This window comes from Streptococcus suis (genome assembly GCF_002960425.1).
GTDB classification, from domain to species: domain Bacteria; phylum Bacillota; class Bacilli; order Lactobacillales; family Streptococcaceae; genus Streptococcus; species Streptococcus suis_S.
On sequence record NZ_POIZ01000052.1, the window covers coordinates 107,881 to 134,384 of the forward strand.

The 26,504-nt window shown below is 41.4% G+C and carries 26 protein-coding genes and 1 pseudogene; 22 read left to right on the plus strand and 5 right to left on the minus strand.

What is annotated here, in order from left to right:
* Positions 1-53: 53 nt before the first annotated feature.
* Entirely contained in the window at positions 54-1,802 is a 1,749-nt protein-coding gene (locus tag C1G57_RS07535) for an ABC transporter ATP-binding protein (protein ID WP_105114480.1), read from the minus strand.
* A complete protein-coding gene (locus C1G57_RS07540) occupies positions 1,792-3,534 on the minus strand; it encodes an ABC transporter ATP-binding protein (RefSeq protein ID WP_105114396.1) in 1,743 nt (580 codons plus the stop codon). Before C1G57_RS07540 ends, C1G57_RS07535 begins: the two co-directional genes overlap by 11 nt.
* Positions 3,535-3,788: 254 nt before the next feature.
* On the opposite strand from C1G57_RS07540, the gene C1G57_RS07545 reads away from it, so the two are divergent.
* The 3 genes from C1G57_RS07545 (at position 3,789) to C1G57_RS07555 (ending at position 6,174) form a co-directional block, all read left to right on the plus strand.
* Positions 3,789-4,055: an ACT domain-containing protein gene (locus C1G57_RS07545; protein WP_105114397.1), complete on the plus strand. Its 267-nt coding sequence runs from the start codon at positions 3,789-3,791 to the stop codon at positions 4,053-4,055.
* Positions 4,056-4,066: 11 nt separating this feature from the next.
* Positions 4,067-5,404, plus strand: coding sequence for a PFL family protein (locus C1G57_RS07550; RefSeq protein WP_044669365.1), 1,338 nt, complete (start codon positions 4,067-4,069; stop codon positions 5,402-5,404).
* 74 nt (positions 5,405-5,478) lie between these two features.
* Complete coding sequence (locus C1G57_RS07555) at positions 5,479-6,174, plus strand: histidine phosphatase family protein (RefSeq protein WP_105114398.1); 696 nt, start codon at positions 5,479-5,481, stop codon at positions 6,172-6,174.
* A 78-nt stretch (positions 6,175-6,252) separates the two neighbouring features.
* On the opposite strand, the gene C1G57_RS07560 is transcribed toward C1G57_RS07555, so the two are convergent.
* Positions 6,253-6,945 (minus strand): ABC transporter permease, encoded by a 693-nt coding sequence (locus C1G57_RS07560; protein WP_105114399.1) that lies wholly within the window; start codon positions 6,943-6,945, stop codon positions 6,253-6,255.
* The gene (locus C1G57_RS07565) at positions 6,929-7,825 is read right to left on the minus strand and encodes an ATP-binding cassette domain-containing protein (protein ID WP_105114400.1); all 897 of its coding nucleotides are present in this window, start codon (positions 7,823-7,825) and stop codon (positions 6,929-6,931) included. The genes C1G57_RS07560 and C1G57_RS07565 overlap by 17 nt, the downstream gene beginning before the upstream one ends.
* A 99-nt stretch (positions 7,826-7,924) precedes the next feature.
* Between C1G57_RS07565 and C1G57_RS07570 the strand changes: the two genes are divergently transcribed.
* The 7 genes from C1G57_RS07570 (at position 7,925) to C1G57_RS07600 (ending at position 14,321) form a co-directional block, all read left to right on the plus strand.
* The gene (locus C1G57_RS07570) at positions 7,925-8,785 is read left to right on the plus strand and encodes an Rgg/GadR/MutR family transcriptional regulator (protein ID WP_105114401.1); all 861 of its coding nucleotides are present in this window, start codon (positions 7,925-7,927) and stop codon (positions 8,783-8,785) included.
* A gap of 254 nt (positions 8,786-9,039) precedes the next feature.
* The gene (locus C1G57_RS07575) at positions 9,040-9,303 is read left to right on the plus strand and encodes a hypothetical protein (RefSeq protein ID WP_029187635.1); all 264 of its coding nucleotides are present in this window, start codon (positions 9,040-9,042) and stop codon (positions 9,301-9,303) included.
* 192 nt (positions 9,304-9,495) lie between these two features.
* A complete protein-coding gene (locus tag C1G57_RS07580) occupies positions 9,496-10,176 on the plus strand; it encodes an IS6-like element IS1216 family transposase (protein WP_161941131.1) in 681 nt (226 codons plus the stop codon).
* 264 nt (positions 10,177-10,440) lie between these two features.
* The gene (locus C1G57_RS07585) at positions 10,441-10,731 is read left to right on the plus strand and encodes a helix-turn-helix domain-containing protein (RefSeq protein ID WP_105108082.1); all 291 of its coding nucleotides are present in this window, start codon (positions 10,441-10,443) and stop codon (positions 10,729-10,731) included.
* A 330-nt stretch (positions 10,732-11,061) separates the two neighbouring features.
* Positions 11,062-13,029, plus strand: a complete 1,968-nt coding sequence (gene optrA, locus C1G57_RS07595) for an ABC-F type ribosomal protection protein OptrA (protein ID WP_105114403.1) — start codon at positions 11,062-11,064, stop codon at positions 13,027-13,029.
* Between the two features lie 263 nt (positions 13,030-13,292).
* The gene (locus C1G57_RS11515) at positions 13,293-13,427 is read left to right on the plus strand and encodes a hypothetical protein (RefSeq protein ID WP_002415371.1); all 135 of its coding nucleotides are present in this window, start codon (positions 13,293-13,295) and stop codon (positions 13,425-13,427) included.
* 531 nt (positions 13,428-13,958) lie between these two features.
* On the plus strand, positions 13,959-14,321 hold the full coding sequence (locus C1G57_RS07600) for an EFR1 family ferrodoxin (protein ID WP_024378353.1): 363 nt from the start codon (positions 13,959-13,961) through the stop codon (positions 14,319-14,321).
* Between the two features lie 124 nt (positions 14,322-14,445).
* Here the strand turns inward: C1G57_RS07600 and C1G57_RS07605 are convergent.
* Positions 14,446-14,874 (minus strand): annotated as a pseudogene (locus C1G57_RS07605) (rRNA adenine N-6-methyltransferase family protein); the annotation flags it as partial.
* A gap of 71 nt (positions 14,875-14,945) precedes the next feature.
* On the opposite strand from C1G57_RS07605, the gene C1G57_RS07610 reads away from it, so the two are divergent.
* The 12 genes from C1G57_RS07610 to C1G57_RS07665 all read left to right on the plus strand — a co-directional run bounded on the left by C1G57_RS07610 (position 14,946) and on the right by C1G57_RS07665 (position 26,499).
* Entirely contained in the window at positions 14,946-15,626 is a 681-nt protein-coding gene (locus C1G57_RS07610; protein WP_161941131.1) for an IS6-like element IS1216 family transposase, read from the plus strand.
* A complete protein-coding gene (locus tag C1G57_RS07615; RefSeq protein ID WP_419579855.1) occupies positions 15,605-15,940 on the plus strand; it encodes a PadR family transcriptional regulator in 336 nt (111 codons plus the stop codon). The genes C1G57_RS07610 and C1G57_RS07615 overlap by 22 nt, the downstream gene beginning before the upstream one ends.
* A complete protein-coding gene (locus C1G57_RS07620) occupies positions 15,927-16,427 on the plus strand; it encodes a DUF2812 domain-containing protein (RefSeq protein ID WP_079270503.1) in 501 nt (166 codons plus the stop codon). The genes C1G57_RS07615 and C1G57_RS07620 overlap by 14 nt, the downstream gene beginning before the upstream one ends.
* A 266-nt stretch (positions 16,428-16,693) precedes the next feature.
* Complete coding sequence (hrcA, locus tag C1G57_RS07625) at positions 16,694-17,728, plus strand: heat-inducible transcriptional repressor HrcA (protein ID WP_105114405.1); 1,035 nt, start codon at positions 16,694-16,696, stop codon at positions 17,726-17,728.
* A 12-nt stretch (positions 17,729-17,740) separates the two neighbouring features.
* Positions 17,741-18,253 (plus strand): nucleotide exchange factor GrpE, encoded by a 513-nt coding sequence (grpE, locus tag C1G57_RS07630; RefSeq protein ID WP_002943082.1) that lies wholly within the window; start codon positions 17,741-17,743, stop codon positions 18,251-18,253.
* The gene (locus C1G57_RS07635; RefSeq protein WP_105114406.1) at positions 18,254-18,685 is read left to right on the plus strand and encodes a GNAT family N-acetyltransferase; all 432 of its coding nucleotides are present in this window, start codon (positions 18,254-18,256) and stop codon (positions 18,683-18,685) included.
* A gap of 223 nt (positions 18,686-18,908) precedes the next feature.
* The gene (dnaK, locus tag C1G57_RS07640) at positions 18,909-20,732 is read left to right on the plus strand and encodes a molecular chaperone DnaK (RefSeq protein WP_105114407.1); all 1,824 of its coding nucleotides are present in this window, start codon (positions 18,909-18,911) and stop codon (positions 20,730-20,732) included.
* Positions 20,733-21,138: 406 nt separating this feature from the next.
* On the plus strand, positions 21,139-21,774 hold the full coding sequence (locus C1G57_RS07645) for a DJ-1/PfpI family protein (RefSeq protein ID WP_105114408.1): 636 nt from the start codon (positions 21,139-21,141) through the stop codon (positions 21,772-21,774).
* A gap of 308 nt (positions 21,775-22,082) precedes the next feature.
* Positions 22,083-23,219 (plus strand): molecular chaperone DnaJ, encoded by a 1,137-nt coding sequence (dnaJ, locus tag C1G57_RS07650; protein WP_105114409.1) that lies wholly within the window; start codon positions 22,083-22,085, stop codon positions 23,217-23,219.
* A gap of 93 nt (positions 23,220-23,312) precedes the next feature.
* The gene (locus tag C1G57_RS07655) at positions 23,313-24,761 is read left to right on the plus strand and encodes an amidase (RefSeq protein WP_105114410.1); all 1,449 of its coding nucleotides are present in this window, start codon (positions 23,313-23,315) and stop codon (positions 24,759-24,761) included.
* 125 nt (positions 24,762-24,886) lie between these two features.
* On the plus strand, positions 24,887-25,768 hold the full coding sequence (locus tag C1G57_RS07660; protein WP_105114411.1) for a transporter substrate-binding domain-containing protein: 882 nt from the start codon (positions 24,887-24,889) through the stop codon (positions 25,766-25,768).
* A gap of 59 nt (positions 25,769-25,827) precedes the next feature.
* A complete protein-coding gene (locus tag C1G57_RS07665) occupies positions 25,828-26,499 on the plus strand; it encodes an amino acid ABC transporter permease (protein WP_105114412.1) in 672 nt (223 codons plus the stop codon).
* Positions 26,500-26,504 lie beyond the last annotated feature (5 nt).

Here is a 26,504-nt window from a genome sequence, read left to right on the forward strand (position 1 = left end):
AAAGCCAAGTTCTCAAAGAACTTGGCTTTTGTAATGGAGTGGTGTTTAGGTCTTTAGGTCCCTGCCAACTGTCCTGCTTGTAATTGGTACATGCGGTGGTAGTGACCCTTGAGGGCTAGAAGTTCTTCGTGATTGCCTGACTCGATGATTTTTCCCTTGTCCAAGACATAGATGCAGTCGGCATCTTGAATAGTTGATAGGCGGTGGGCGATAGCAATGGTTGTCCGCCCTTTTCGCATTTTTTCCAGAGAAGTCTGGACTGTTTGCTCCGTCTCCGAATCGATATTGGCGGTTGCTTCGTCTAAAATGAGAATCTTAGGTTGACTGGCCATGGTGCGTGCAAAGGCCAGTAGTTGCCGTTGACCTGTCGAAAAGGCGGTGCCCCGCTCGGTGACCAGGTGGTCATATTTCTCAGGAAGTTTCTCAATAAAGGGAGCGGCATCCACAAATCGAGCCGCGTCTTCAATCTCCTCTCGGGAAATATCCTGATACATCTGGATATTGGATGCAATGGTTCCATGAAATAGAAAGGGATCTTGCAGAACTAGGCCAATCGCGGACCGTAATTCTTCCTGCGAAAAGCTACGAATATCCTGACCGTCAATCAAAATCCGTCCAGACTGGAACTCATAGAAACGTATAAAGACATTGATGATAGAAGACTTTCCAGACCCTGTAGCACCCACAAAGGCGATGGTCTGGCCCTGTCTCACTTCAAAGGAAACCTTATCCAGAATTTGCCGCTTGCCGTCATAGGAAAAACAAACATCCTCAAAGACAATGTGCCCCTTGTCAATCTTGGTCCCTCGGTCCAGCTGTAGTGGCTCCTCGATAGTCTGGTCCATGAGCGTAAAGACCCGTCCGGCAGACACCATAGAGGTTTGGAGGGTGGAAAAATGCTGCGTGACATCCAGCAAGGGATCGAAAAGGCGATTGACATACTGGATGAAAGCGTAGATCAGACCAGCAGAAATGCCAGCATGTGACCAATCCAAACCAAAGTAGGTCATGAGAAGAGCATAGGCTAAAATCTTAACAAGTGACAGGGCAGGGCGGAGAAAGAGACTGTCCAAGGCCATGGAACGACTGGCATAGTTCAGATGTTCCTGGTTGATAGCTTCGAACTCTGCTTTTAAGCGGTCCTCCTGAGAAAAAGCCTGGATAATCCGAATTCCTTCAATACTTTCAGCCAGTTTGCTGTTGATAGAACTCAGCAGGCTCCTGGTCTTAGCCACAATGGGAGCAGACCGCTTCCGGTACTGATCAACCAGGACGAAAATTACGGGCAGAAAGAGAACGATTAGACTGGTCAATTTCCAATCCAGAGCAAACATGGTCGAAAGAGTCGTGATGATAATAAAGAGAGCTGAGATAAAACTAGATAGAATCCCTGAAAACATCTCTGAAATGCTCTCGGTATCGTTGGTGATTCGCGAAACAATGGAGCCACTTGGAGTCTGATCAAAATAAGCCATTCCCAACTTTTCCATTCTCCCAAAAGCATCCCGACGAATGTCTCTGACAATGCTATAGGAAACCTTGGCAAACCAGAGATTTCCAAAATATTGGAGCAGCATTTGAAGCAGGTAGAGAGCAAAGTAGGCGGCTAGAATAGCCACAGCTGTCTCAGAAATTGAAGAAATATAGTGGTCGATAAAGTAAGAAGCCAGAAGGGGAATCAAACTGCGAACAAGAGTCGTCAGCAACAAAAAGCTGAGGGCAAGGATTGTCAGCAGTCGATAGGATTTAAGATAGGACAGGAGTCGCCAAAAAACACTGGTTTGCTTGTTCTTAGTCACGATCGCTTTCCTCACTTTCTAACTGCTGCATCATATAGGTGTCGTAATACCAGCCTTTTTCATCCAGTAGGTCTTGATGATGACCTCGCTCTACGATTTTCCCGTCTTCAAGGACCAAAATCAAATCCGCATGGACAATGGCTGACAGACGATGGGCAGTGATAATGGTGGTCTTATCAAGGCGTTCTTGCTTGATGGTTTCAAGAATAGCGTGCTCTGTCTTGGCATCCACTGCCGAGAGCGAATCGTCCAAGAGTAGAATATCTGGATTGAGAATCATAGCACGAGCCATAGCCAACCGTTGCTTTTGTCCACCAGACAGGGAAATCCCCTTCTCACCAACCATGGTGTCAAAGCGATCTGGCATATCCTGGATATCCTCATAGAAATGGACAGCTTTGGCAGCCTCTTTCACCTGGTCTAGTGAGAGGTCTGGATTGCCAAAGCGGATATTCTCAGCCACGCTGGTTGCAAAGAGGAACTGGTCTTGGGGAACATAGCCCATCAGCTGCCGTAGGTCACCGAGCTTGTAGTGCTTGATGTTTTCCTGATTGAGCAAAATTTGCCCATGTGTCACATCGTATTCTCGCATGAGGAGCTTGAGTAGGCTTGTCTTCCCAGAGCCTGTCGGACCCACCAGGCCGATTGTCTGCCCTTTTTTGATCTGAAACTGGATGTCTTGGAGGACTGGTATGTTATCATAGGCAAATTCGCTAATCTCATAGACGATCTCTCCATTGCTTGGTGCAGGCAGCGGTTGATCTGTTTCAATGACCTCTGAGGAAATGCTGAGAAGGGTCTGGATGCGATTGTAGGACACATCACCACGCTGGCTCATATTGACCAAGAAACCGATGGCCATAAGAGGCCAGACGAGGAGATCTAAATAGGTCATGAAGGTTACTAGTTGGCCCAGACTGACCTGACCTTGCGAGATGAAGTGAGAGCCGACCAACAAGGTCAGCAGGTAGGACAGGCCAATAAAAAATAGGACGGCAGGGTTGAACAGGGCATCGTACCGCATGGTTTTGATATTCTGCAAGAAGGCGGCTTGATTGACCTGCTGAAAAGCAGCTGTTTCTTGTTCTTGGTAGCCAAAGGATTTGGTGACTTTAATACCTGAAACAGCTTCCTGGACCTTGTTGTTGAGTTCTGAAAAGGCAGCCTGTGAGGCCTTGAAATTTTCATGGGTTCTACGACCTAAAAAATTAGTAGTGAGTGTCATGAAGGGCAGGGGTAGGATTGCAACCAGGGTCATTTGCCAGGAAATGCTCACACTCATGGTGATCAGTGTAACCAAGGCTGTGACCGTTGCATCGACAAAGGACATGACACCGCCTCCAGCTAGTCGGGTTAAGGCATTGATATCATTGGTCGCGTGGGCCATTAAATCCCCTGTTCGATGTTGCTGGAAAAAGGAGGGAGACAGGTGCATGAAGTGGTCAAACAGGCGAGCCCTCATGATTTTTCCCAGTCGATAGGAGGTCGCCAGGATATTCATCCGCCAAACATAGCGGAGACCGTACATAGCAAAGGCTGATAAAACTAGCCCAGCGACACCGAGTAGCAGGTTGCTGTCCGTCAACTGATTGCTGGCAATCCGATCGATTAGATGTCCCATGATAAAAGCTGGAAACAAGTTGAGAATACTAACCAGACAAAGGGATAGGATACCAATCAGGTAGGCCTTCTTTTCCAAGGAGAAGAACCACCACAATTGCTTGATGATTTTCATAGATGTCCTTTCTGAACAAAAGAAAGGTTGGCAGCATGTTACCACCAACATTAGTAAAATTCTTTGACACTAGTGTATCATAGAATGACAGAAATAGAAAGTTTGTTACTTCAAATAATAGTCAAACATGGCTATGATTTGCAAGAAGAACAAGTAAACGATAAATACGTATAATAGGGGTAGAAACTAAATGATTTCTACCTTTTTCTGTCTATTTATGATAAAATAAATGAAAATTTAGAAGAGGTGTTCAGATGAAAGCAATTGTTACTGTTGTAGGAAAAGATAAGACAGGTATCGTGGCAGGTGTTGCGACTAAGATTGCGGAGTTGGGGCTTAATATTGATGATATTTCCCAGACTGTTTTAGATGAGTATTTTACCATGATGGCGGTGGTGTCATCAGATGAGAAGCAAGATTTCACGCAACTTCGTGCGGAATTGGATGCCTTTGGTCAAAGTTTGAACGTGAAAATCAACATTCAAAGTGCGGCGATTTTTGATGCTATGCACAACTTGTAAGGAGAACAATCATGGATATTAGACAGGTTAGAGAAACCATTGAGATGATTGAGGAGCAGCACTTCGATATTCGGACCATTACCATGGGGATTTCCCTCTTGGACTGTATTGATGCGGATATTGAGAAAGCTGCTGAGAAAGTTTATACCAAGATTGTCACCAAGGCCAAAAACTTGGTAGCCGTCGGCGATGAGATTGCGGCAGAACTGGGGATTCCTATTGTTAACAAACGGGTATCGGTGACGCCTATTGCTTTGATTGGTGCGGCGACGGATGCGACGGATTACCTTCCTCTAGCTCATGCCTTGGACAAGGCGGCTCATGAGATCGGAATTGATTTTATCGGAGGTTTTTCAGCTCTCGTTCAAAAGGGCTACCAAAAAGGAGATGAAATCCTCATCAACTCCATACCGCAGGCATTGGCCCAAACCTCTAAGGTCTGCTCGTCGGTCAATATCGGCTCAACCAAGACGGGTATCAATATGACGGCTGTGCGGGACATGGGGCGGATCATCAAGGAGACGGCGGAGGCTTCTGATATGGGGGCTGCCAAGCTGGTGGTCTTTGCCAATGCGGTTGAGGACAATCCTTTCATGGCGGGTGCCTTCCATGGTGTCGGTGAGGCGGATGTGGTCATCAACGTCGGCGTATCTGGGCCTGGTGTGGTCAAGCGTGCCCTTGAAAAAGTGCGTGGTGAGAGCTTTGATGTGGTGGCGGAGACCGTCAAGAAGACCGCCTTCAAGATTACCCGTATCGGTCAGTTGGTCGGCAATATGGCCAGTGAACGCCTGGGGGTCAAGTTCGGTATCGTGGACCTGTCCCTTGCTCCAACGCCAGCTGTTGGCGACTCAGTAGCACGGGTTTTGGAGGAAATGGGCTTAGAAACCGTTGGTACGCACGGAACGACTGCTGCCCTGGCTTTGCTCAATGACGCAGTCAAAAAGGGTGGAGTTATGGCCTGCAACCAAGTAGGTGGCTTGTCAGGTGCCTTTATCCCTGTGTCTGAGGACGAGGGCATGATTGCGGCGGTGCAAAATGGCTCGCTCAACCTTGAAAAATTGGAAGCCATGACGGCCATCTGTTCTGTAGGTTTGGATATGATTGCTATTCCAGAAACAACGCCTGCTGAAACGATCGCAGCTATGATTGCGGATGAGGCGGCTATTGGGGTTATCAATCAGAAAACAACTGCGGTCCGTATTATTCCTCTCGGAAAAGAAGGAGACATGATTGAATTTGGCGGCCTTCTGGGAACGGCTCCTGTCATGAAGGTCAATCAGGCTTCGTCTGTGGACTTTATCAACCGTGGCGGACAGATTCCAGCACCGATTCATAGCTTTAAGAACTAAAAAACGTAGACCGATTGCCACAAGCAGTCGGTTTTTTGTTATACTATATAGTAAGAAATGACAAGGAGAATACTATGGCAGACGTAAGATTATATATTTCTCGTCACGGGAAAACCATGTTTAATACCATCGGGCGCGTGCAGGGCTGGTGTGATACACCGCTGACCAAGGTCGGTGAGGAAGGAATTCGTGAACTGGGCTTGGGGCTAAAGGATGCGGGTCTTGATTTTAAGCTGGCTGTTTCTAGTGACTTGGGACGAACTGTTCAAACTATGACCATCGCCCAGCGTGAGTTAGGAATTTTAGGGAAAATCCCTTATTACCAAGACAAGCGTATCCGTGAATGGTGTTTCGGTAGTTTTGAAGGCATGTACGATGCCGAGCTTTTCCAAGGTGTCCTGCCTCGTTTGAAAGGGACAGTTGATGCGACGGGTATGTCCTTTGCGGAAATCGCAGCAGGTATCCAAGAGGCAGACACCGCTGGCTGGGCGGAATCGTGGGAGGTTTTGAGCAATCGTATCTTAACAGGTTTTGAATCCATCGCCCAAGACTTGGAAAAACAAGGCGGAGGCAATGCCCTTGTGGTCAGCCACGGTATGACTATTGCAACCCTGGCTCATCTGTTGGAGCCAGAGCGTGGTGCCAATGTCTTTCTCGATAACGGCTCGATAACCGTCCTCAAATACGAAAATGGCAAGCTCTTGATTGAAGCGGTTGGGGATATGTCCTACCGCAAACGTGGGGCAGAATTGATTGCCCAAGGGAAATAAAGAAATGAAATCAGGTATGTCATACGTTTTTTCGGATGTGTGACATACCTGTTTTTTATATATGAAATCTAAGTTACATCATTTTAACTCTTTCCTGCTGAAGATAAAGTAACTCAGATAGAGATATAGTATAGTAGCCATAAAGCTAACACCCATGGATAGCCTTGAAATATTTTCCCCTTGTTGGAGGGAAAGAAATAGAAAATAATCTGTTGGTAATTTTATATGGAGTAGGTTACTAGTAATGAGGTTGGTGACATTGTCAAAAAGAAGGCTAATTAAACTAAAGGCAAGATAGGCTTGATTGACCTTATTAGACTTGACAAATATCAGGATGGACAAAAGAGAGATACAGATAAATAAAGGTGTTTGAGCAATGAAACTTTGTACTATCACTGCAATATCAACACGATCACTTAGAATGAAGCCAACACTGCTACTCAATAAATAGGCTAGAAGGATATAAGCGAGATCTAGCACAAGGGTTGTTAAGACTTTATAGAAAAACACCCTTTTTCTTGTTTGTTGCTTGATAATAATATTATTGATGGTACGGTAAGTAAAATCTTCTCCAAAGAATAGGTTGGCTGGAACGATAAAAAATAGTGTGATAAATTGAGAAAGCAATTGAATCAGAGAGCTAGTGAAGTCTTCGTTGCCATGTAACAAAAAAGCGGATAAAAAGGACAGTAAAGCCAATATTCCCAATGAAATCGTTAATCTCTGTTCTTTTTGAATCTTAAATAAATCAGCTTTAAAGTAATGTATCATGCTCTTCTCCTTCTTGAATCAATGTCAGGTAATAATCTTCAAATGACATTTGTTGTTTAACAATTTCTTTGACCTCAATCTCATGGTTTATCAAGAGATGAATGAGGCTCATAACATTCGTATCTGATGACAGACTGATATAATCCTTATCTATTTTGTAAGCGATGCCCTGCTCTTCAAGGATAGTAAAGGTCTTAGGATGGTTGTTTGTTTGTAGATAGAGTTGTTCCTCTAAAGTTTGTTCAAGCTCTTGCTTTGAGAATTCTTTGACGATAAGGCCCTTATGCATAATAATGTATCGATCAACCACCATCTCAAGCTCTGATAGGATATGACTGGAGATAAGGATGGTCATCCCATATTGATTTCGAAGATTTAAAATAATACTTCTCATCTCTTTGATTCCAACAGGGTCAAGACCATTAATCGGTTCGTCTAGGATTAAAAAATCAGGGTCATCTAGGATAGCTAAGGCAATGGCTAAACGTTGACGCATTCCCAGTGAAAAATCTTTAGATTTTTTCTTAGGATCAATATCCTCTAAACCGACAATTGCTAGTGTTTCTAAGATTTTTTCATCAGCTTGCTTGAGATTTAATTGCAGAGCCATGTAACGAAGATTATCGATCGCAGATAAATTGGGTTGTAGAGCAGGGGATTCAATTAAAGCTCCAATACGACAATCTTTTGAACTATTAATGGTACCTGAAGTTTGGGAAATGAGGCCCGATAACATTCTGAGAAGCGTTGTTTTCCCAGCACCATTTTCACCGACTAAGCCACAGATTTCTCCTTTATTAATAGTCAAGGAAACCTGCTGAACGGCCTTTTGTTTCCCATATTGCTTTGATAATTCTTGGGTAGATAAGAGAGATGACATAACTACCTGCCTTTCTATAAAAAAAATGATAAATCTATGATATACTAGATTCAAAAGTTAGCAAATTTCGTTACATAAATGTAACTCGTGGAGAATATAATGGGAACTTACGGAAAAATTTTTAAACTCATTCGTGAATCAAAAAATATGTCTCTAAAAGAAGTGGCAGGGGATTTCGTGACACCTGCTCAGTTATCACGCTTTGAAAATGGAAAGAGTAATCTTTCTGTAGATACATTTTTTAATTGTTTGAGACGGATGAATGTGGTAGAGGGCGAATTTTCTACCCTCTACCAGTCCTACTTTCAGATAGATAATTTGTTTTCATCAGAGCGATTTGTCCGTGCAGTTTATAGTCACAATACTCAGTATATGGATGATAGAATTTTGTACCATCAAGCAGAGTATGATAGGGATGGACGTCCGTTTGATAGGGTGATGGTCGCAGCCTTTCATATCTTCAAGCAGCAATGGTGCGATCCTGATTATGATGTTTCTGAGGATGAAAAAGCTATTCTATCGGACTATTTAATGTCCATAGATGATTGGGGGAAATTTGAACTCTGGATTTTCGGAAATTGTAGCAGAGGTCTTCCTAGCAAGATGTTGGAAGTTCTGGGAATGGAAGTTCTCAATCGAACAAATTTTTATATGGATATCACAGAAAACAGAGATAATGTCTATAAGGTACTCATCAATATTTCGAGTAGTTTGTTAGATAGGGGAGAGGAGACTGCTGCGATTCGCTTTCTCAAAATTCTTGACTCTGTCAATATCATGGAAAAGAATATGCGGGATCGCTTGCTGCTTAAGCTCCTAAAAGCACGCTTGTCCTACATGAATGGAAATGATGGTGGCCTAGAAATAATGAAGGAATGTCTGCATATTGCCAAATTTTTAGATTGCTATGATTTAATCCACCAGATCAATAAGGAAATTGAGAAAGTTACAGATATGTAATGAATTTTAAGAGGCTCGTCATTTCCTGTAAGATAATACTTGTAAGTTTTACAACTTTACAAAACAATGTTTAGAAACTGTATTCACAAGAAAAGTGCTTTTAGAGAAGAGATGGTTTTTCGCTAATCAAGGCAGTTTTTTGAGGGAATACTAACTGTATTTTGAAAAAAACGAGCGGTGAGTAGCTGAAAAGCTAGCCTTAGCTAGAAGTGCTGAACTGTGAATACAGGTTCTTAATTATCTTGGAGGAAATAATGATGAAGAAATTACTTGTTTTAGGTGCTCTTGCAATGCTAGGTTTTGTAACTTTTGGGCTTCTAACAACTAATAGCAGTTCAGCAAGTGCTGAAACGGAGGGCAAGGTAGTTCTGTTTGGAAAAGTCGATCTTTCAGACGATGAAGAACAGGACACGGATGAGGAAAGGGAAGAAGTAGCGACGGAGAGCGATGATGCTAGCTGGCTTGAAAACTTTATCACGACACATAAAACACCATTTTCTAAAACAATCAAGAAATGAAATCAGGGACTTTTCTCTGATTTTTTTCTTGATTTATATATCGAGATGCGATACACTTTATGTATCGAAGTTCGATGTATCGTAGTGCGAAAGGAGTTTTATGAACGATAAGTTAAAAGGTTCTGTTGCAAAGTTTTAAATCTACTATCAAATAAGGTAGAATAATAGAAAAAGATAGCAGGAGGAATGACGATGAATCATTTTAAAGGAAAGCAATTTCAGCAGGATGTGATTATTGTAGCCGTGGGCTACTATCTTCGTTATAACCTTAGCTATCGTGAAGTTCAAGAAATCTTATATGATTGTGGCATTAACGTTTCTCATACGACGATTTATCGTTGGGTGCAAGAATATGGCAAACTACTCTATCAAATTTGGAAAAAGAAAAATAAAAAATCCTTTTATTCATGGAAAATGGATGAAACGTACATCAAAATTAAAGGAAAATGGCATTATTTGTATCGAGCCATCGATGCAGATGGTTTAACCTTGGATATTTGGTTACGTAAAAAACGGGACACACAAGCAGCCTATGCTTTTCTTAAGCGGTTAGTGAAGCAGTTTGATGAACCGAAGGTTGTAGTCACAGATAAAGCCCCCTCTATTACAAGTGCCTTTAAGAAACTAAAAGAATACGGCTTTTATCAAGGGACAGAACATCGTACCATTAAATACCTGAATAATTTGATTGAACAAGACCATCGTCCAGTAAAGAGACGCAATAAATTCTATCGAAGTTTACGCACTGCCTCTACCACGATTAAAGGTATGGAAGCCATCCGAGGATTATATAAGAAAACCCGAAAAGAAGGCACTCTCTTCGGGTTTTCGGTCTGTACTGAAATCAAGGTATTATTGGGAATCCCAGCTTAAATCATAGATACCGTAAGGGATTTTATTCTTTATTTAAAACTTTGCAACAGAACCGGTTTTACTATTTTTGAAATAAGTACCTTCCACTTCAAATACATGTATTCAAAGTGAAAGTATTGATTTAAATGATTCTTTTGTAATTTACTCTTGATAAGATCCTTTAACCATAGTATAATAAATAACAGTATTTTGGAGCATTTCGCTTTAAGTACTGCAGATTATAGAGTATCTGGTGTCTCTTCAGACATAGCAAAAGCAGTCAGGATGATTAAAAGAAATATCAACCGTCAGCTCACCATTCAGTCAATATGCACAGAAATTGGTCTAAGTCAGTATCACTTCATGCGTAAATTCAAGATAGATATAGGTATGACTGTTGGTGCATACATTAAGAAGGAGAAAATAGCATATGCCAAATTTCTATTGGTATATACGAATCAGTCAATATCAGAAATTAGTGAATATCTTATATTTAACTCACAAAGTTACTTCACATCCGTGTTTAAAAAAGAAACAGGAAAAACGCCTTTTGAATATAGAAAGAGTGATTTGTAAAGCTGATGGCTAATGCAAAGAATCAATTGCGGCAATCCTTTTGTATCTTTTTCCAGTGTGGCTGCGGTTTCTGTTGACGGGAACAGCAGGGTTTATCGGGAATCTGGTGCCAGATGAGATAACAGATCAGTTACTTTACTTTTACCAGAAAGGGTGTAAGCTAAAACTTAGGCTAGCCATTGCGCTAGCGATTTGGTACAACAAGGGGGAAGTTGAATTATATTTGAAACGATAGGAGGGAGAAGCAAATGAAATCTACAACTAAAGTAACATTTAAAGAACTCCATGTATAGGTGGCTGTGACAAGCTTTACATGGAGTAGAATAATTATTGTCCAAAGCCACCTTTGCAATTGCTAGTACTAACGCAAAGGAGGATATGAAAATGCAATACAAAATAATTAATGGTGCCGTTTACTATGATGGTAATATGGTGTTGGAAAACATCGATATTGAAATCAATGATAATGAAAAGATTGCTATTGTTGGTAGAAATGGATGTGGAAAAACAACCTTGCTAAAAGCTATTATAGGCGAAATTGAATTAGAAGAAGGAACTGGTGAAAGTGAGTTTCAAGTAATAAAGACCGGTAACCCTTATATTAGCTATTTAAGACAGATGCCTTTTGAAGATGAAAGTATATCAATGGTGGATGAAGTCCGTACGGTATTTAAGACGCTTATTGATATGGAAAACAAGATGAAACAGCTGATAGATAAAATGGAGAATCAATATGATGATAAAATCATCAATGAATACTCTGATATCAGTGAAAGGTATATGGCTCTTGGAGGTCTAACCTACCAAAAAGAATATGAAACGATGATTCGTAGTATGGGTTTTACTGAAGCAGATGATAAAAAACCCATTTCTGAATTTTCAGGTGGTCAGCGAACTAAGATAGCTTTTATAAAAATACTTTTAACAAAGCCAGACATTCTATTACTTGATGAACCTACTAACCACCTTGATATAGAAACAATACAATGGTTGGAGAGTTATTTGAGAAGTTATAAATCTACATTGGTTATTATTTCCCATGATAGAATGTTTCTTAATCGAATTGTGGATAAGGTTTATGAAATCGAATGGGGAGAGACCAAATGTTATAAAGGTAATTATTCAGCCTTTGAGGAGCAAAAACGAGAAAATCATATCAAACAGCAAAAAGATTACGACTTGCAACAGATAGAAATTGAAAGGATTACACGCTTGATTGAACGTTTTCGTTATAAACCTACGAAAGCTAAAATGGTGCAATCTAAAATTAAATTATTACAGCGTATGCAAATATTAAATGCACCAGACCAATACGATACAAAAACTTATATGTCTAAATTTCAACCGAGAATCAGTAGTTCAAGGCAAGTATTAAGTGCTTCAGAACTTGTGATAGGCTATGATACTCCTCTTGCAAAGGTTAATTTCAACCTTGAAAGGGGACAGAAGCTTGGAATTGTTGGGAGTAATGGTATTGGTAAATCCACGTTGCTTAAAACACTTATGGGTGGTGTGGCAGCATTGTCTGGAGATTTTAAATTCGGATACAATGTTGAAATTAGCTATTTTGACCAACAGCTTGCTCAAATCAGTGGAGATGATACACTATTCGAAATTTTTCAAAGCGAATACCCTGAGCTAAATGACACAGAGGTCAGAACTGCTCTTGGCTCATTTCAGTTTAGTGGAGATGATGTTTTTAGACCGGTGTCCTCTTTGTCAGGTGGAGAAAAGGTTAGATTGACATTATGTAAATTATTATATAAACGTACTAATGTTTTAATCTTAGATGAACCGACAAACCACATGGATATTATTGGAAAAGAGAATTTAGAGAATATCTTATGCAGTTATCAAGGTACAATTATTTTTGTGTCACATGATAGATATTTTACTAATAAGATTGCTGACAGATTACTTGTTTTTGATAAGGATGGTGTAGAGTTTGTACAATCTACTTATGGTGAGTACGAGAAAAAAAGGATGAATTCTGAAAAGCCATTTAATAACATTAAAGTTGAGCAGAAAGTAGAGAAAAATAACACAGTAAAAGGCGATCGTAACTCCATTGAGAAGGAGAAGGTTAAGAAGGAGAAACGAATTGAAAAGCTTGAAGTGTTAATAAATCAATATGATGAAGAATTAGAAAGATTGAATAAAATCATTTCTGAACCAAACAATTCTTCTGATTATATAGTACTGACGGAAATACAAAAATCAATTGATGATGTTAAAAGGTGTCAGGGTAATTATTTTAATGAATGGGAACAGTTGATGAGAGAATTGGAAGTTATGTAATCTTTGAGTTATGCAATAAGGATGTAAAAGTGTTAATGATACATTCTGGTTGTTGAAAATGTAAAAAAATTAATGAATTTTTATTAGATATAATCGCTATGTGAAGACCTTTTGAGTTTGCCGCATAGCGGTTTTTATTATCTATACTTTGGAATTGTCAAGAAAAGTGTAGTCGTATAAACTCACTAAATTTCCTTTGATTGTTATGCTGCCAGAAGTTGTTCTTCCAGTAGCCCTCTGTATATAACAGGAGGATTGAGCAGGTGGTTTCTGTCGTTGCAGAACCAGATTCTAAATATGGGACTGAAGTATTTGATGAATATGTCATAAGTAAAGAATTTGAAAATGTTCAAGAGGTTATGACGTCTCAAATACAGCAGAAAGGAAGGTTAAGATAAGAGAAACTGAAGTTCAACAATAGTATTTAGATATAGGGTGATAAATCAGATTATATTGTGATTTGTAGAATTGCTTGCCTTGGTGCTAAATAGGTATGGTAATAATGTACTAATCGATTGTTTTGTAGTAAAAAAGCAACAGATAATTAGGATATTTTTCTTGTATTGTTCGTTAAAAAGAGCCAAACGAAGTATATTTTCTCATAGAAGTTGAACATAGTAGACTGATTATTGCCACTGTAAAAAATGAGGAATGTATCCTGTGTTACAGTTATTCCATTAATGAGAGATGAGGATAAAGATAGATTTGTACAGGGAATTGAGAAATTTAACGTTTAAACAAAATCTAGTTCATCCTTTACACTATCCGTTGGGATAGTATACGTCACAAATGTGCGTACTTACATTTTGAATTTTCTTAAGTATAATACTCATTATGATGACACCTAGATAACAATTCAAACCCGATGCAAGTGTAACTGCATCAAAAATCAATTTTGAATCCTAATTAGTTAAAGAGAGGTAGCAGAAATGACAATTTTGTATTTTACCGCAACAGGAAACAGTCTTTATGTTGCGAAAAGACTTGGTGGAAAACTAATATCCATCCCACAAATGATAAAAGAGAATAAATATGAGTTCTCAGACGAGAGGATAGGTATTGTATTCCCGGTTTTTCACGTTAATATCCCGCCATATATTAGAGATTTTTTAGAACGCTCTATTTTTAATTGCAAATATCTATTTGTTATTGCAACATATGGAGAATATGCAGGTTCAACTGCAGATGAAGTGAAAAAGATTTTAGACAAACGTTCAATACCAGCCAATTATATAAATAATATACAAATCGTTAAGTATATGAAAAATTCTATAGAAACTTCTCTCAATTAGGCTAATTTTATTGCAATAACAGGTGCCTACTTTTAAAACAACCGATTTATTAATAAATATTGAAAATTTTTAGGAAGAATAAAGCGTTCTCTTGTGAAATTAGAGAACGCTTTATTACTTTAATTTACTGAAACAATTTGTAACTATTGAAAATAGAAAGAAATTGTTCCTTCGATAGTTTATTAATATTAGTGACATTTGCATGCTTCAAAGCCTGTCGGAATTGGTTTTTAGTAAAAAGAACGCGATATTCACGGTTTACCCACTTATAAACAAAAGATTGATACTCTTTGTAGTCCTTCTTTAAAATCAATGGTTGATGTCGTTCAAGAACAATCAATACAGAGTCTACATTCGGTTTAGGGTGAAAATATGCTCGTGGCACTTTTTTGAGAACTCTTATGTCCAATTCCACCATCAATAGCAAACCTAAAGCTCGTTTCGTATTTTGTAATCTTTTTGCAAAACCATTCTCCACAATAAGGTAACTATATTTCGAATTGCTTTCAAAAGCAATTTTTTTGACAATATCAGTACTGATGTTAAAGGGGGTTCTGTTGCAAAGTTTTAAATCTACTATCAAATAAGGTAGAATAATAGAAAAAGATAGCAGGAGGAATGACGATGAATCATTTTAAAGGAAAGCAATTTCAGCAGGATGTGATTATTGTAGCCGTGGGCTACTATCTTCGTTATAACCTTAGCTATCGTGAAGTTCAAGAAATCTTATATGATTGTGGCATTAACGTTTCTCATACGACGATTTATCGTTGGGTGCAAGAATATGGCAAACTACTCTATCAAATTTGGAAAAAGAAAAATAAAAAATCCTTTTATTCATGGAAAATGGATGAAACGTACATCAAAATTAAAGGAAAATGGCATTATTTGTATCGAGCCATCGATGCAGATGGTTTAACCTTGGATATTTGGTTACGTAAAAAACGGGACACACAAGCAGCCTATGCTTTTCTTAAGCGGTTAGTGAAGCAGTTTGATGAACCGAAGGTTGTAGTCACAGATAAAGCCCCCTCTATTACAAGTGCCTTTAAGAAACTAAAAGAATACGGCTTTTATCAAGGGACAGAACATCGTACCATTAAATACCTGAATAATTTGATTGAACAAGACCATCGTCCAGTAAAGAGACGCAATAAATTCTATCGAAGTTTACGCACTGCCTCTACCACGATTAAAGGTATGGAAGCCATCCGAGGATTATATAAGAAAACCCGAAAAGAAGGCACTCTCTTCGGGTTTTCGGTCTGTACTGAAATCAAGGTATTATTGGGAATCCCAGCTTAAATCATAGATACCGTAAGGGATTTTATTCTTTATTTAAAACTTTGCAACAGAACCATTTACAGAAAGAACGACATGGTTACGATATTACACAGAAGACTAAGGAAGTCACGGCAGGGCAAGTCGTGATTAGCCCTGGAACCATGTACGGCACCCTGTCGAAAATGGAAAAGGACGGCTTGATTCGGTTTGTCAGGGAAGAAGATAAGCGGAAGTTTTATCGGATAACAGAAACAGGTCGAGAAATCCTAGACATAGAATTGGCTCGGATTGAACGGCTCTATCGAAATAGCAAGGGAGAAAATGATGGAGACTAGGACAGAGTTCAAGGTATTTTTTATCACAGATTTCAGTCAGCAAGCAGACTATCTCAGTGAGATGCATCAGCAAGGGTGGAAACTAGTTAAGATTAGCTGGCTCTTGTTTTATCATTTTGAAAAATGCCTGCCAGAAGGGGTTGTGTATCAGGTTGATTTCAAGAAAGCAAAAAATAAAGATAGAGAAAACTATCTGCATATGTACGAGGAATATGGATGGGAGTTTGTCGTATCCTGCCAAAATTTCAATATTTTTAGGAAACCTGCGAAGATGGGAGAGCTTGAATTATATGGTGATAGAGAAAATAAAGTGGAGTTTGTGAAAACAATCTTCCAAAGACGCTATTTGCCATCTTTGGGACTGTACGGCATTCTACTGGGAACAAGTTTGCGTTCGCGTCCAGGTTTTATCTTAGGTATTTCTATCATTTATATTCCGCTTTTATTATTACTAGGCATCCGTTTTTATCGTATGGTAAAAGAGTAACTAGGTCCTCAGACTGATTTTTAGCACTCTAAGCAAAAGAGTGCTAATTTTTTGGTTTTTTCTCTTGACAATCCATTTTTTCGGCGTATAATGGGAGTATATAGGTTAGCACTCGACATCATAGAGTGCTAACGCTCTTCGAAAATCAACACTAACCGTTGTCAGCTTGCCTTTGTGAACCACAGTTCTACATTCGGCCTCGCTTCCTAGGCTACTGTCGATTTTCATTGAGCGTAACTAAAACAGTGTTCATGAAAGGAGCGGAGATGATTACCCAACGTCAAAATGATATTTTGAATCTGATTGTTGAATTGTTTACGCGCCATCATGAGCCAGTTGGTTCTAAGGCCTTGCAGGAGATGATTGCTTCTAGTTCAGCGACCATTCGTAATGATATGGCTAAGCTGGAGCAGTTGGGCTTGCTGGAAAAGGCCCACACATCAAGCGGACGGATGCCCAGTCGGGCTGGTTTTCAATACTTTGTCAACCACTCGCTTAACTTGGAACACATCAATGAAGAAGATGTTTATCAGGTAGTCAAGGCCTTCGATTTTGAAGCCTTCAAGCTGGAAGACATCTTGGAGCGAGCCAGTACAGTCCTAGCTGACTTGACAGGCTACACTTCGGTCATTTTAGATGTGGAGCCGACCAGTCAGCAGTTGACTTCCTTTGACATCGTGCAGCTCAGTAGCCACGATGCCTTGGCAGTTTTAACCCTGGACCAGTCCAAACCTGTTACCGTCCAGTTTGCCATTCCCAAGAACTTTTTGACCAGGGACTTGGAGGTGCTCAAACGCTTGGTGGATGAACGCTTCGTTGGACAGACGGTTTTGGCAATCCACTACAAGCTGCGGACGGAGATTCCCCAGGTGGTGCAGCGTTACTTTACCACGACGGACAATGTCTTGGATCTCATGGACTATATTTTTTCCAATCTCTTCCAAGAATCGGTCTTTATCAGTGGAAAAGTCGCTTCGCTGACCTATGGCAATCTCGCTACCTACCAACTCTTGGATAGTCCTCAGCTATTGGCACCAGAGTTGCGGCAGGGCTTGGCGCCAGACCAGCAGACCAGTATTTCCGTGGCGGAACATAGAGAACCTGCTCTTGCAGATGTGACGGTCATTCATCATCGCTTTCCAATCCCCTATCGGGGCATGGCCCAGATGAGTTTGCTTGGTCCTGTTGACATGAACTACCGCAGGCAGATGAGTTTGATCAACATCATTAGCCGCGTCCTATTTATGAAATTAACCGATTATTACAGATATTTAAGTAGTAATCATTACGAAGTCAATTAGAAGGAGAATGCTTTGTCAGAAGAAATCAAAAACGAAGAAATCGTAGAAGAGGTTGAAGCAACAGAAGAAGTTGTGGAGACACCTGAAAAATCAGAATTGGACTTGGCAAATGAGCGTGCAGAGGAATTTGAAAACAAGTACCTCCGTGCCCACGCTGAAATGCAAAATATCCAACGCCGTGCCAACGAGGAACGCCAAACCATTCAGCGTTACCGTTCGCAAGACTTGGCCAAGAAAATCTTGCCAAGTTTGGATAACTTGGAGCGTGCCCTTCAAGTCGAAGGTTTGACAGAAGATGTCAAAAAAGGCTTGGAAATGGTACAGGAAAGCTTGATTCAAGCCCTCAAAGAAGAAGGGGTGGAGGAAGTCGCAACAGATGTCTTTGACCCAAATCTTCACATGGCTATTCAAACTGTTCCAGCTACAGACGACTGCCCAGCAGAACACATTGCACAAGTCTTCCAAAAAGGATACAAGCTGCATGAACGCTTGCTGAGACCGGCTATGGTGGTGGTGTCAGAATAAATGATAGAGCTACGCGAAATTAGCGATGAAAATTTTTACGATTGCTTACATATTGATTCTGGTATATCTAAAGAAGATTATGTCGATTCAGTTGAGTTTTCATTGGCAGAGGCTTGGAGTCTCCGACCGTTCTCGCATCCGAGAGCCATTTATAATGGGATGGATTTGATAGGCTACGTTTCGCTTTACTGCAAAGACAGAAATGGTGAAATCATCAATTTTGTAATTGATAAGCAACATCAAGGGAAAGGGCTGGGGAGAAAAGTAGCAGAAGTCTGTATAGATTATCTGCAAATAGAGTACAGCGTGACTCAAATTTCACTACCAGTTCATGAAAAACATTTGGAAGCTAGAAAATTCTGGAAGAAGTTAGGCTTTCAAGAATCAAATAACATTGAAGATGATTATATCTTCATGCGTCGAACACTCTGACCGAAATGTCACAAAACTATGAAATTGTAAAAAAAGACAAGCCTTGTGCTTGCGGGCTGGCGAACATCGTGAGCCCATTCGATACTCTCCGCCGTGGCGGTAAATACGCACAGTTTGAGACTAGAGGCTCAAACTTTAGTCAAAGAGACCGCAAAAGCGGGCTCTGACGGCGTCGCCACTTAAGGAGAGTATCACTAAAAGAAATTAATAAGAGGTAACACACATGTCTAAAATTATCGGTATTGACTTAGGTACAACTAACTCAGCTGTTGCAGTTCTTGAAGGAACTGAATCAAAAATCATTGCAAACCCAGAAGGGAACCGCACAACTCCGTCTGTTGTATCTTTCAAAAATGGTGAAATCATCGTTGGTGACGCGGCAAAACGCCAAGCAGTGACTAACCCAGATACCATCATCTCTATCAAATCAAAAATGGGAACTTCTGAAAAAGTTTCAGCAAACGGCAAAGAATACACACCACAAGAAATCTCAGCTATGATTCTTCAATACTTGAAAGGCTACGCTGAAGAATACCTTGGTGAAAAAGTAACCAAAGCGGTTATCACAGTCCCTGCTTACTTCAACGATGCTCAACGTCAAGCAACAAAAGATGCTGGTAAAATCGCTGGTCTTGAAGTAGAACGTATCGTCAATGAACCAACTGCAGCAGCTCTTGCTTACGGTTTGGACAAGACTGACAAAGATGAAAAAATCTTGGTATTCGACCTTGGTGGAGGTACTTTCGACGTATCTATCCTTGAGCTTGGTGACGGTGTCTTTGACGTACTTGCAACAGCAGGTGATAACAAGCTCGGTGGTGACGACTTTGACCAAAAGATTATCGACCACATGGTAGCAGAATTCAAGAAAGAAAATGGCATCGACTTGTCAGCTGATAAGATGGCTCTTCAACGTTTGAAAGATGCGGCTGAAAAAGCGAAGAAAGACCTTTCTGGTGTAACATCAACTCAAATCAGCTTGCCGTTCATCACTGCAGGTGCAGCTGGTCCGCTTCACTTGGAAATGACATTGACTCGTGCGAAATTTGACGAATTGACTTACGACCTTGTAGAACGTACAAAAGTTCCTGTTCGTCAAGCCCTTTCAGATGCTGGACTCAGCTTGTCAGAAATCGACGAAGTTATCCTTGTCGGTGGTTCAACTCGTATCCCAGCCGTTGTAGAAGCTGTTAAGGCTGAAACTGGTAAAGAGCCAAACAAATCTGTCAACCCTGATGAAGTTGTTGCTATGGGTGCAGCAATCCAAGGTGGTGTCATCACTGGTGATGTGAAAGATGTTGTCCTTCTTGACGTAACACCATTGTCACTTGGTATCGAAACAATGGGTGGTGTCTTTACAAAACTCATTGACCGCAACACAACGATCCCAACTTCTAAATCACAAGTCTTCTCAACTGCTGCAGACAACCAGCCAGCTGTTGACATCCACGTGCTTCAAGGTGAGCGTCCAATGGCAGCAGACAACAAGACTCTTGGCCGCTTCCAATTGACTGACATCCCTGCAGCGCCTCGTGGTATTCCACAAATCGAAGTAACATTTGACATTGATAAGAACGGTATCGTTTCTGTAAAAGCCAAAGATCTTGGTACGCAAAAAGAGCAAACAATCGTTATCCAGTCTAACTCAGGTTTGACAGACGAAGAAATCGACCGCATGATGAAAGATGCAGAAGCAAACGCTGAAGCAGATAAGAAACGTAAGGAAGAAGTGGACCTTCGTAACGATGTTGACCAAGCAATCTTTGCGACTGAGAAAACTCTGAAAGAAACTGAAGGCAAAGGCTTCGACGCAGAACGCGACCAAGCCCAAGCAGCTCTTGATGAGTTGAAAGCAGCTCAAGAAGCAAACAACTTAGACGACATGAAGGCTAAACTTGAAAACCTCAACGAAAAAGCCCAAGCTCTTGCAGTGAAACTCTACGAGCAAGCCGCAGCAGCACAACAAGCAGCCGCAGGCCAAGAAGGTGCCCAAACAACTAACAATGCAGGCGATGATGTGGTAGACGGCGAGTTTACTGAAAAGTAACACACCAAAACTGATGGCTACTAAAAGTAGCTCATCAGTTAACGGTTACCGCTATTGCGGCTAACCTAGGTGTCTTACTAGCTCGAAAACAAAGTATTATCGACTTTGTTTTCTCACGTCGTAAATGGTTTAGGAGACCTTTTTATCCCGAGCCACGAAATTCTTCACTAGGCTTCGTTAACTCTCCTAGATGAACTCCAGTTCAATCTTCGTCCAGTTGCCTAGCCTAGTCTTGAATTTCTTTGAGTATCTAGAATTTGGAAAGTTATCTTTTTTCCGAAGTTCTTAGCTCGAACTCAGTTCTCATCTTCTCGAGAATAGAAATCATTATTAAATCAAGATTCCAATCACAGAGGTTGCAACCCAGCCTCTGTTTTTGGGTAAATAACTGATGAGGAGGCTTTTCATGAAAAAAGTTGCTTGTTTGCTCTATCCTAATTTTTCTCTCTATGAGATAGCTCCTTTGACTAGCACATTGGTGTTGAATTTTGGGAGAAAGATTGATTTTATTGCTTCCACTAAGGAAACGATTTATTCGGAGGACGGTCTACCTTGTCATGCTAACAAAATCTTAGAAGAGGTAAATATAGAGGAATATGATTGTATTCTTTGTCCAGGGACGATTGACTTCACTCCGGCTTTGAGAGATGAGCACCTCATTCGATTTCTGGCTGGCTTAGATGGTAAACCAATCAAAATTGCAGCGATTTCCTCTGCTCCGATCCTGCTTGCTAAGGCTGGATTATTGGAGAATACCTTATATACAGGCGGTATTTGGCAAAATTTCATGGACTATTTTGACTTTCTACCTGGAGAAAATTTTCGTCCCTTACCAGTCTGTGAAGATGGCAATATCATTACAGGAACAGGTTTTACAGTCAATGCCTTTTCGCGTCAGGTTCTTACCAGTCTAAGATTGGTTGAAGATGCGACTATGTACTTCAAAGAAAAAGATGATTACTCTACGGAAGACTTTATTTTCGAATTGTCTGACGAGGAATTTGAAGAGTTCAAAGCAACATTTGAGAAAGATCCTAACTAATTTTACAGAAAGGAAAGTGTTCGTAATCGAACACGGGCTACTTTCAATATTTCAAAGAAAGGAATACAAGTTCGTTTATTCGAACACAGTCTAAAAACCTAGTGAAAAAGATAAACTTCCTAGTGTGTTAGGCACACAGCGTCAGTTTTCTGTTTTCACTTTTCCAAAACCATGATAGAAAGGAAAGTGTTCGTAATCGAACACGGGCTACGGACTGTGCCAAAAAGATAGTTTTTCCTAGGACGGTGAGGTCCTACGTCAAAACTCCTATTTTGGCTGTGTCCGCTTAACGCCCTTAGTATCTTAATATGAACAACACAGAATTTTACGATCGTCTGGGGGTTTCTAAGAATGCTTCGCCAGACGAGATTAAGAAGGCTTATCGGAAGCTTTCAAAAAAATACCATCCAGATATTAACAAGGATCCGGGTGCGGAGGATAAATACAAAGAAGTTCAAGAGGCTTATGAAACCTTGAGTGATCCGCAGAAGCGTTCTGCCTATGACCAGTTTGGTCCAGCTGGGGCAAACGGTGGCTTCGGTGGCGGAGCTGGTGGCTTTGGTGGTTTCGACGGAGCTGGTTTCGGTGGCTTTGAAGACATCTTCTCAAGCTTCTTTGGTGGTGGCGGTGCGACACGTAATCCTAACGCTCCGCGCCAAGGGGATGACCTCCAATACCGTGTCAACCTCAAGTTTGAAGAGGCAATTTTCGGTGCAGAGAAAGAAGTTTCCTATCACCGTGAAGCGACTTGTCGGACCTGTACGGGTTCAGGTGCTAAACCTGGTACTAGCCCAGTAACTTGTGGACGCTGTCACGGTTCAGGGATTATCAATGTGGACACGCAAACACCACTTGGTACCATGCGCCGTCAAATGACCTGTGATGTCTGTCATGGTCGTGGTAAACAAATTAAGGATCCATGTACAACTTGTCGCGGAACCGGTCATGAGAAACAAGCCCATACAGTAACAGTGAAGGTGCCAGCAGGTGTGGAAACTGGTCAGAAAATCCGTCTGGCAGGTCAGGGGGAAGCAGGTTTTAATGGTGGTCCTTACGGAGATCTCTATGTGGTCATTCAAGTCCAGGCTTCAGATAAGTTTGAGCGTGAGGGGACAACAATTTATTATAAATTAGACCTCAACTTTGTTCAGGCAGCCTTGGGTGATACAGTCCATGTGCCAACCGTTCACGGTGATGTGGATATGGTGATCCCTGAAGGAACACAGACAGGTAAGACCTTCCGTCTGAAAGGCAAGGGAGCTCCAAGTGTTCGTGGCGGGGCTATCGGTGATCAGTATGTGACGGTCAATATTGTTACTCCTACAAGTCTGAACGACCGTCAACGTGCAGCTCTTAAAGAATTTGCAGCAGCAGGAAACATTGATATCAAACCTCATAAAAAAGGCTTCTTTGACAAGGTAAAAGATGCTTTTGAAGAGCTGTAATTTGCTTTTATCGGAATACTCAAAATCAGTAAGCGTGGCTTGCTGATTTTTTACTTTCATGATAAGCTAATAAAAAAATACAAGGAGAAGCCTATGGAATGGAAAGATGCGACAGCCATGGCTCAGGCTGTCAATCAAAAACAGGTTTCTGCCAAGGAATTGGTACAAGAAACCATTGACAGAATAGAAAATCTCAATCCCACCCTCAATGCAGTCGTCAGCAAGCAATACGAACAAGCCCTGCAAGAAGCAGAAAGAGGGAACTTTCAAGATAAGCCCTTTGGTGGTGTTCCTCTTTTGTTGAAAGATTTGGGGCAAAATGAAGCAGGTCAAATATCAACGGCAGGCTCCCGTTTGTTCCAAAATTATCGAGCAGGCCATACAGACAAATTGGTACAGGCTTTCAAGGATCTGGGTTTTATCATCTTGGGCCGGACCAGTACGCCAGAGTTTGGTTTTAAGAACATATCAGACTCCAGCCTACATGGGCCGGTCAAGCTACCCCTAGATTTGAGCCGCAACGCAGGTGGATCCAGTGGAGGAGCAGCAGCTGCGGTGGCTTCTGGCATGATACCCTTAGCGGCAGCTTCAGATGGTGGCGGCTCTATCCGTATTCCCGCCTCCTTCAATGGTTTGATCGGTCTCAAGCCTAGTCGGGGCCGCATTCCTGTTGGCCCAACTTCCTATCGTGGCTGGCAAGGAGCTTCCAGCAACTTCGCACTGACCAAGTCGGTTCGAGATACCCAGCGTCTGCTCTATCATTTGCAAGCCTATCAGGTAGAGGCTCCCTTTCCACTGGCTCTCCTCTCTGAGCAGAGTCTCTTTACACCACAGCATAAAGCTATGAAAATTGCCTACAGTCTGGAATCGCCGATTGGCAGTCCGGTTTCCGCTGATGCCAGACAGGCTGTTCTATCCCTCCTGCCACACTTAGAAGCACTGGGACACCAGATTATCGAGCTAACAAGCCCTATTTTGGACGGGATAGAAGTCATGCAGGCCTATTACTTGATGAACAGTGTTGAAACAGCCCAGATGTTTGACGAGATTGAAGCGGGGCTGGGTCGGTCCATGACGGTTGATGATATGGAACTGATGACTTGGGCCATTTACCAGAGTGGGCAGACTGTTCCGGCTAAGCTCTATTCTAAGGTCTTGCAGGATTGGGACCGCTACAGTGCCATCATGGCGGACTTCCATCAACACTATGATTTCCTACTGACGCCGACCGTATCGGATGTAGCTCCCAAGCTAGACCAGTTCACTCACTCGCAAGAGATGCTGGACCGCTTGTTGCACACACAGGAGTTGACAATAGCAGAGCAGCAGAGCTTAATTTGGGAGATGTTTGCAGAAAGTCTAGCCTGGACACCCTTTACCCAACAGGCAAACATCACCGGCCAACCTGCAATCAGCCTGCCAACTTATCAGACTCCACAAGGCCTGCCAATCGGTGTTCAATTCACAGCAGCCAAGGGGCGAGAGGATTTGCTCTTGCAATTGGCAGACCAGTTGGAGCAAGCAGGTCTGCTTCACAAATAATGTCTCCATTTTTCGGTTCAATAATTTGCTAAAACGCCTCGGAAATGTTACCCTGTAAAAGTTGGTGGGTTAACACCAAGAAAAAGAATAAGAGAAGTTCAAACTTCTAAAGGAGATTAGACCTTATGTTGAAAAAATTGTTGGCAACAGCCCTTCTTGTTTCATCCGTTACACTTGCAGCTTGCTCAAGCAATTCTAGCACAAGCACGGAAAGCTCTTCCTCAGCAAGCCAAACCCAGTGGGAAAAAATCAAAGAGGCTGGAGTCTTGAAAGTCGCTACACCTGGAACCCTCTTCCCAACTTCTTATTACAACGATGCTAAAGAATTGGTCGGATATGAAGTCGATATGATGAATGAAATCGGTAAGCGATTGGGTGTGAAAATTGAGTTTCAAGAAGTTGGGGTAGCAGAAGCCTTGACATCAGTTGATTCAGGAAAGGTTGATGTATCTGTAAACAACTTGCAACCAACAGCTGATCGTAAAGAAAAATATAACTTATCAGAAGCCTACAAATATTCTGTTAGCGGTATGATTGTCCGTGAGGACGGCTCTTCAAATATCACTGCAGCAGATCTTTCGGACTGGAAAGGTAAAAAAGCGGGTGGTGGTGCTGGGACTACCTTTATGAAAATTGCTGAAAAGCAAGGGGCAGAACCAGTTATTTATGATAACGTTACAAACGATGTCTATCTCCGTGATGTTTCAACTGGACGTACAGACTTTATCCCTAATGACTACTATACACAGGTTATCGCTGTTAAAGTGATTACTGCAAAATTCCCTGATATTAAAGTAAAAATGGGTGACGTAAAATACAATCCAAATGAATCTGTGATTGTAATGAGCAAAGAAGATGACAGCTTGAAACAAGAACTTGACAAAGTGATCAAAGAAATGAAGGAAGATGGTAGCTTGAAAGCCATCTCTGAAAAACACTATGCTGGTCAAGATTTAACAAAACCTGTCGAAGGTGCAGATGAATTGCCAGTAGTAGAAGTTGATTAACACTCGAGGAAAAGATTGCTCTGCAATCTTTTCTTTCAATTGAGAAGAAAGGCGAAAAAATGAACATCAATTGGGATGCTATATTTGATCCGAACTTAGCTGCAGAAGCAATTCCTCTTATTTTAGAAGGTCTCCCCTATACCTTATCCTTGTCCTTAATCGGATTTGCTCTAGGGACCTTCCTTGGCTTCTTTGTTGCCCTACTTCGCATGTCCAAGTTAGCGCCGCTGCGCTGGCTCGCCATGACACATATTTCTCTCATGAGGGGCATTCCTCTTATGGTTCTCCTCTTTTTCATCTATTTTGGTCTGCCCTTTATGGGTCTACAGCTTGATGCTATTTCGGCTTCCATTATTGCTTTTACTTCCATGTCCAGCGCCTATATTTCTGAGATTATTCGGGCTTCCCTTTCAGCAATTGATAAGGGACAATGGGAGGCGGCACGTTCCCTAGGTCTGCGAACCAATGTTATTTACAGGAAAATTATCATTCCCCAGGCCTTTCGAATTGCCCTGCCGCCCCTCAGCAATGTGCTTTTGGACATGGTCAAAAGTACCTCGTTGACAGCCATGATTACGGTGCCAGAGATTTTCAATAAGGCCAAGATCGTCGGCGGAGCTAAATCTGACTACATGACAGTCTATATTTGCGTAGCTCTCATTTATTGGGTTATTTGTACCCTCTATGCTGTCGGACAGGTGCATCTTGAAAAAAGCCTGGCAACCTATTAAGATTG

What these genes read in the sequence shown, in the direction of transcription:
- C1G57_RS07545 (WP_105114397.1), top strand. Translation starts at nt 3,789, where the DNA reads ATGAAAGCAATTGTTACTGTTGTAGGAAAAGATAAGACAGGTATCGTG.
- C1G57_RS07635 (WP_105114406.1), top strand. Translation starts at nt 18,254, where the DNA reads ATGATAGAGCTACGCGAAATTAGCGATGAAAATTTTTACGATTGCTTA.
- C1G57_RS07645 (WP_105114408.1), top strand. Translation starts at nt 21,139, where the DNA reads ATGAAAAAAGTTGCTTGTTTGCTCTATCCTAATTTTTCTCTCTATGAG.
- C1G57_RS07550 (WP_044669365.1), top strand. Translation starts at nt 4,067, where the DNA reads ATGGATATTAGACAGGTTAGAGAAACCATTGAGATGATTGAGGAGCAG.
- C1G57_RS07570 (WP_105114401.1), top strand. Translation starts at nt 7,925, where the DNA reads ATGGGAACTTACGGAAAAATTTTTAAACTCATTCGTGAATCAAAAAAT.
- C1G57_RS07665 (WP_105114412.1), top strand. Translation starts at nt 25,828, where the DNA reads ATGAACATCAATTGGGATGCTATATTTGATCCGAACTTAGCTGCAGAA.
- C1G57_RS07540 (WP_105114396.1), bottom strand. Translation starts at nt 3,534, where the DNA reads ATGAAAATCATCAAGCAATTGTGGTGGTTCTTCTCCTTGGAAAAGAAG.
- C1G57_RS07555 (WP_105114398.1), top strand. Translation starts at nt 5,479, where the DNA reads ATGGCAGACGTAAGATTATATATTTCTCGTCACGGGAAAACCATGTTT.
- C1G57_RS07600 (WP_024378353.1), top strand. Translation starts at nt 13,959, where the DNA reads ATGACAATTTTGTATTTTACCGCAACAGGAAACAGTCTTTATGTTGCG.
- dnaK (WP_105114407.1), top strand. Translation starts at nt 18,909, where the DNA reads ATGTCTAAAATTATCGGTATTGACTTAGGTACAACTAACTCAGCTGTT.
- C1G57_RS07620 (WP_079270503.1), top strand. Translation starts at nt 15,927, where the DNA reads ATGATGGAGACTAGGACAGAGTTCAAGGTATTTTTTATCACAGATTTC.
- hrcA (WP_105114405.1), top strand. Translation starts at nt 16,694, where the DNA reads ATGATTACCCAACGTCAAAATGATATTTTGAATCTGATTGTTGAATTG.
- C1G57_RS07565 (WP_105114400.1), bottom strand. Translation starts at nt 7,825, where the DNA reads ATGTCATCTCTCTTATCTACCCAAGAATTATCAAAGCAATATGGGAAA.
- C1G57_RS07610 (WP_161941131.1), top strand. Translation starts at nt 14,946, where the DNA reads ATGAATCATTTTAAAGGAAAGCAATTTCAGCAGGATGTGATTATTGTA.
- dnaJ (WP_105114409.1), top strand. Translation starts at nt 22,083, where the DNA reads ATGAACAACACAGAATTTTACGATCGTCTGGGGGTTTCTAAGAATGCT.
- C1G57_RS07575 (WP_029187635.1), top strand. Translation starts at nt 9,040, where the DNA reads ATGATGAAGAAATTACTTGTTTTAGGTGCTCTTGCAATGCTAGGTTTT.
- C1G57_RS07580 (WP_161941131.1), top strand. Translation starts at nt 9,496, where the DNA reads ATGAATCATTTTAAAGGAAAGCAATTTCAGCAGGATGTGATTATTGTA.
- C1G57_RS07655 (WP_105114410.1), top strand. Translation starts at nt 23,313, where the DNA reads ATGGAATGGAAAGATGCGACAGCCATGGCTCAGGCTGTCAATCAAAAA.
- C1G57_RS07560 (WP_105114399.1), bottom strand. Translation starts at nt 6,945, where the DNA reads ATGATACATTACTTTAAAGCTGATTTATTTAAGATTCAAAAAGAACAG.
- C1G57_RS07660 (WP_105114411.1), top strand. Translation starts at nt 24,887, where the DNA reads ATGTTGAAAAAATTGTTGGCAACAGCCCTTCTTGTTTCATCCGTTACA.
- C1G57_RS07585 (WP_105108082.1), top strand. Translation starts at nt 10,441, where the DNA reads ATGATTAAAAGAAATATCAACCGTCAGCTCACCATTCAGTCAATATGC.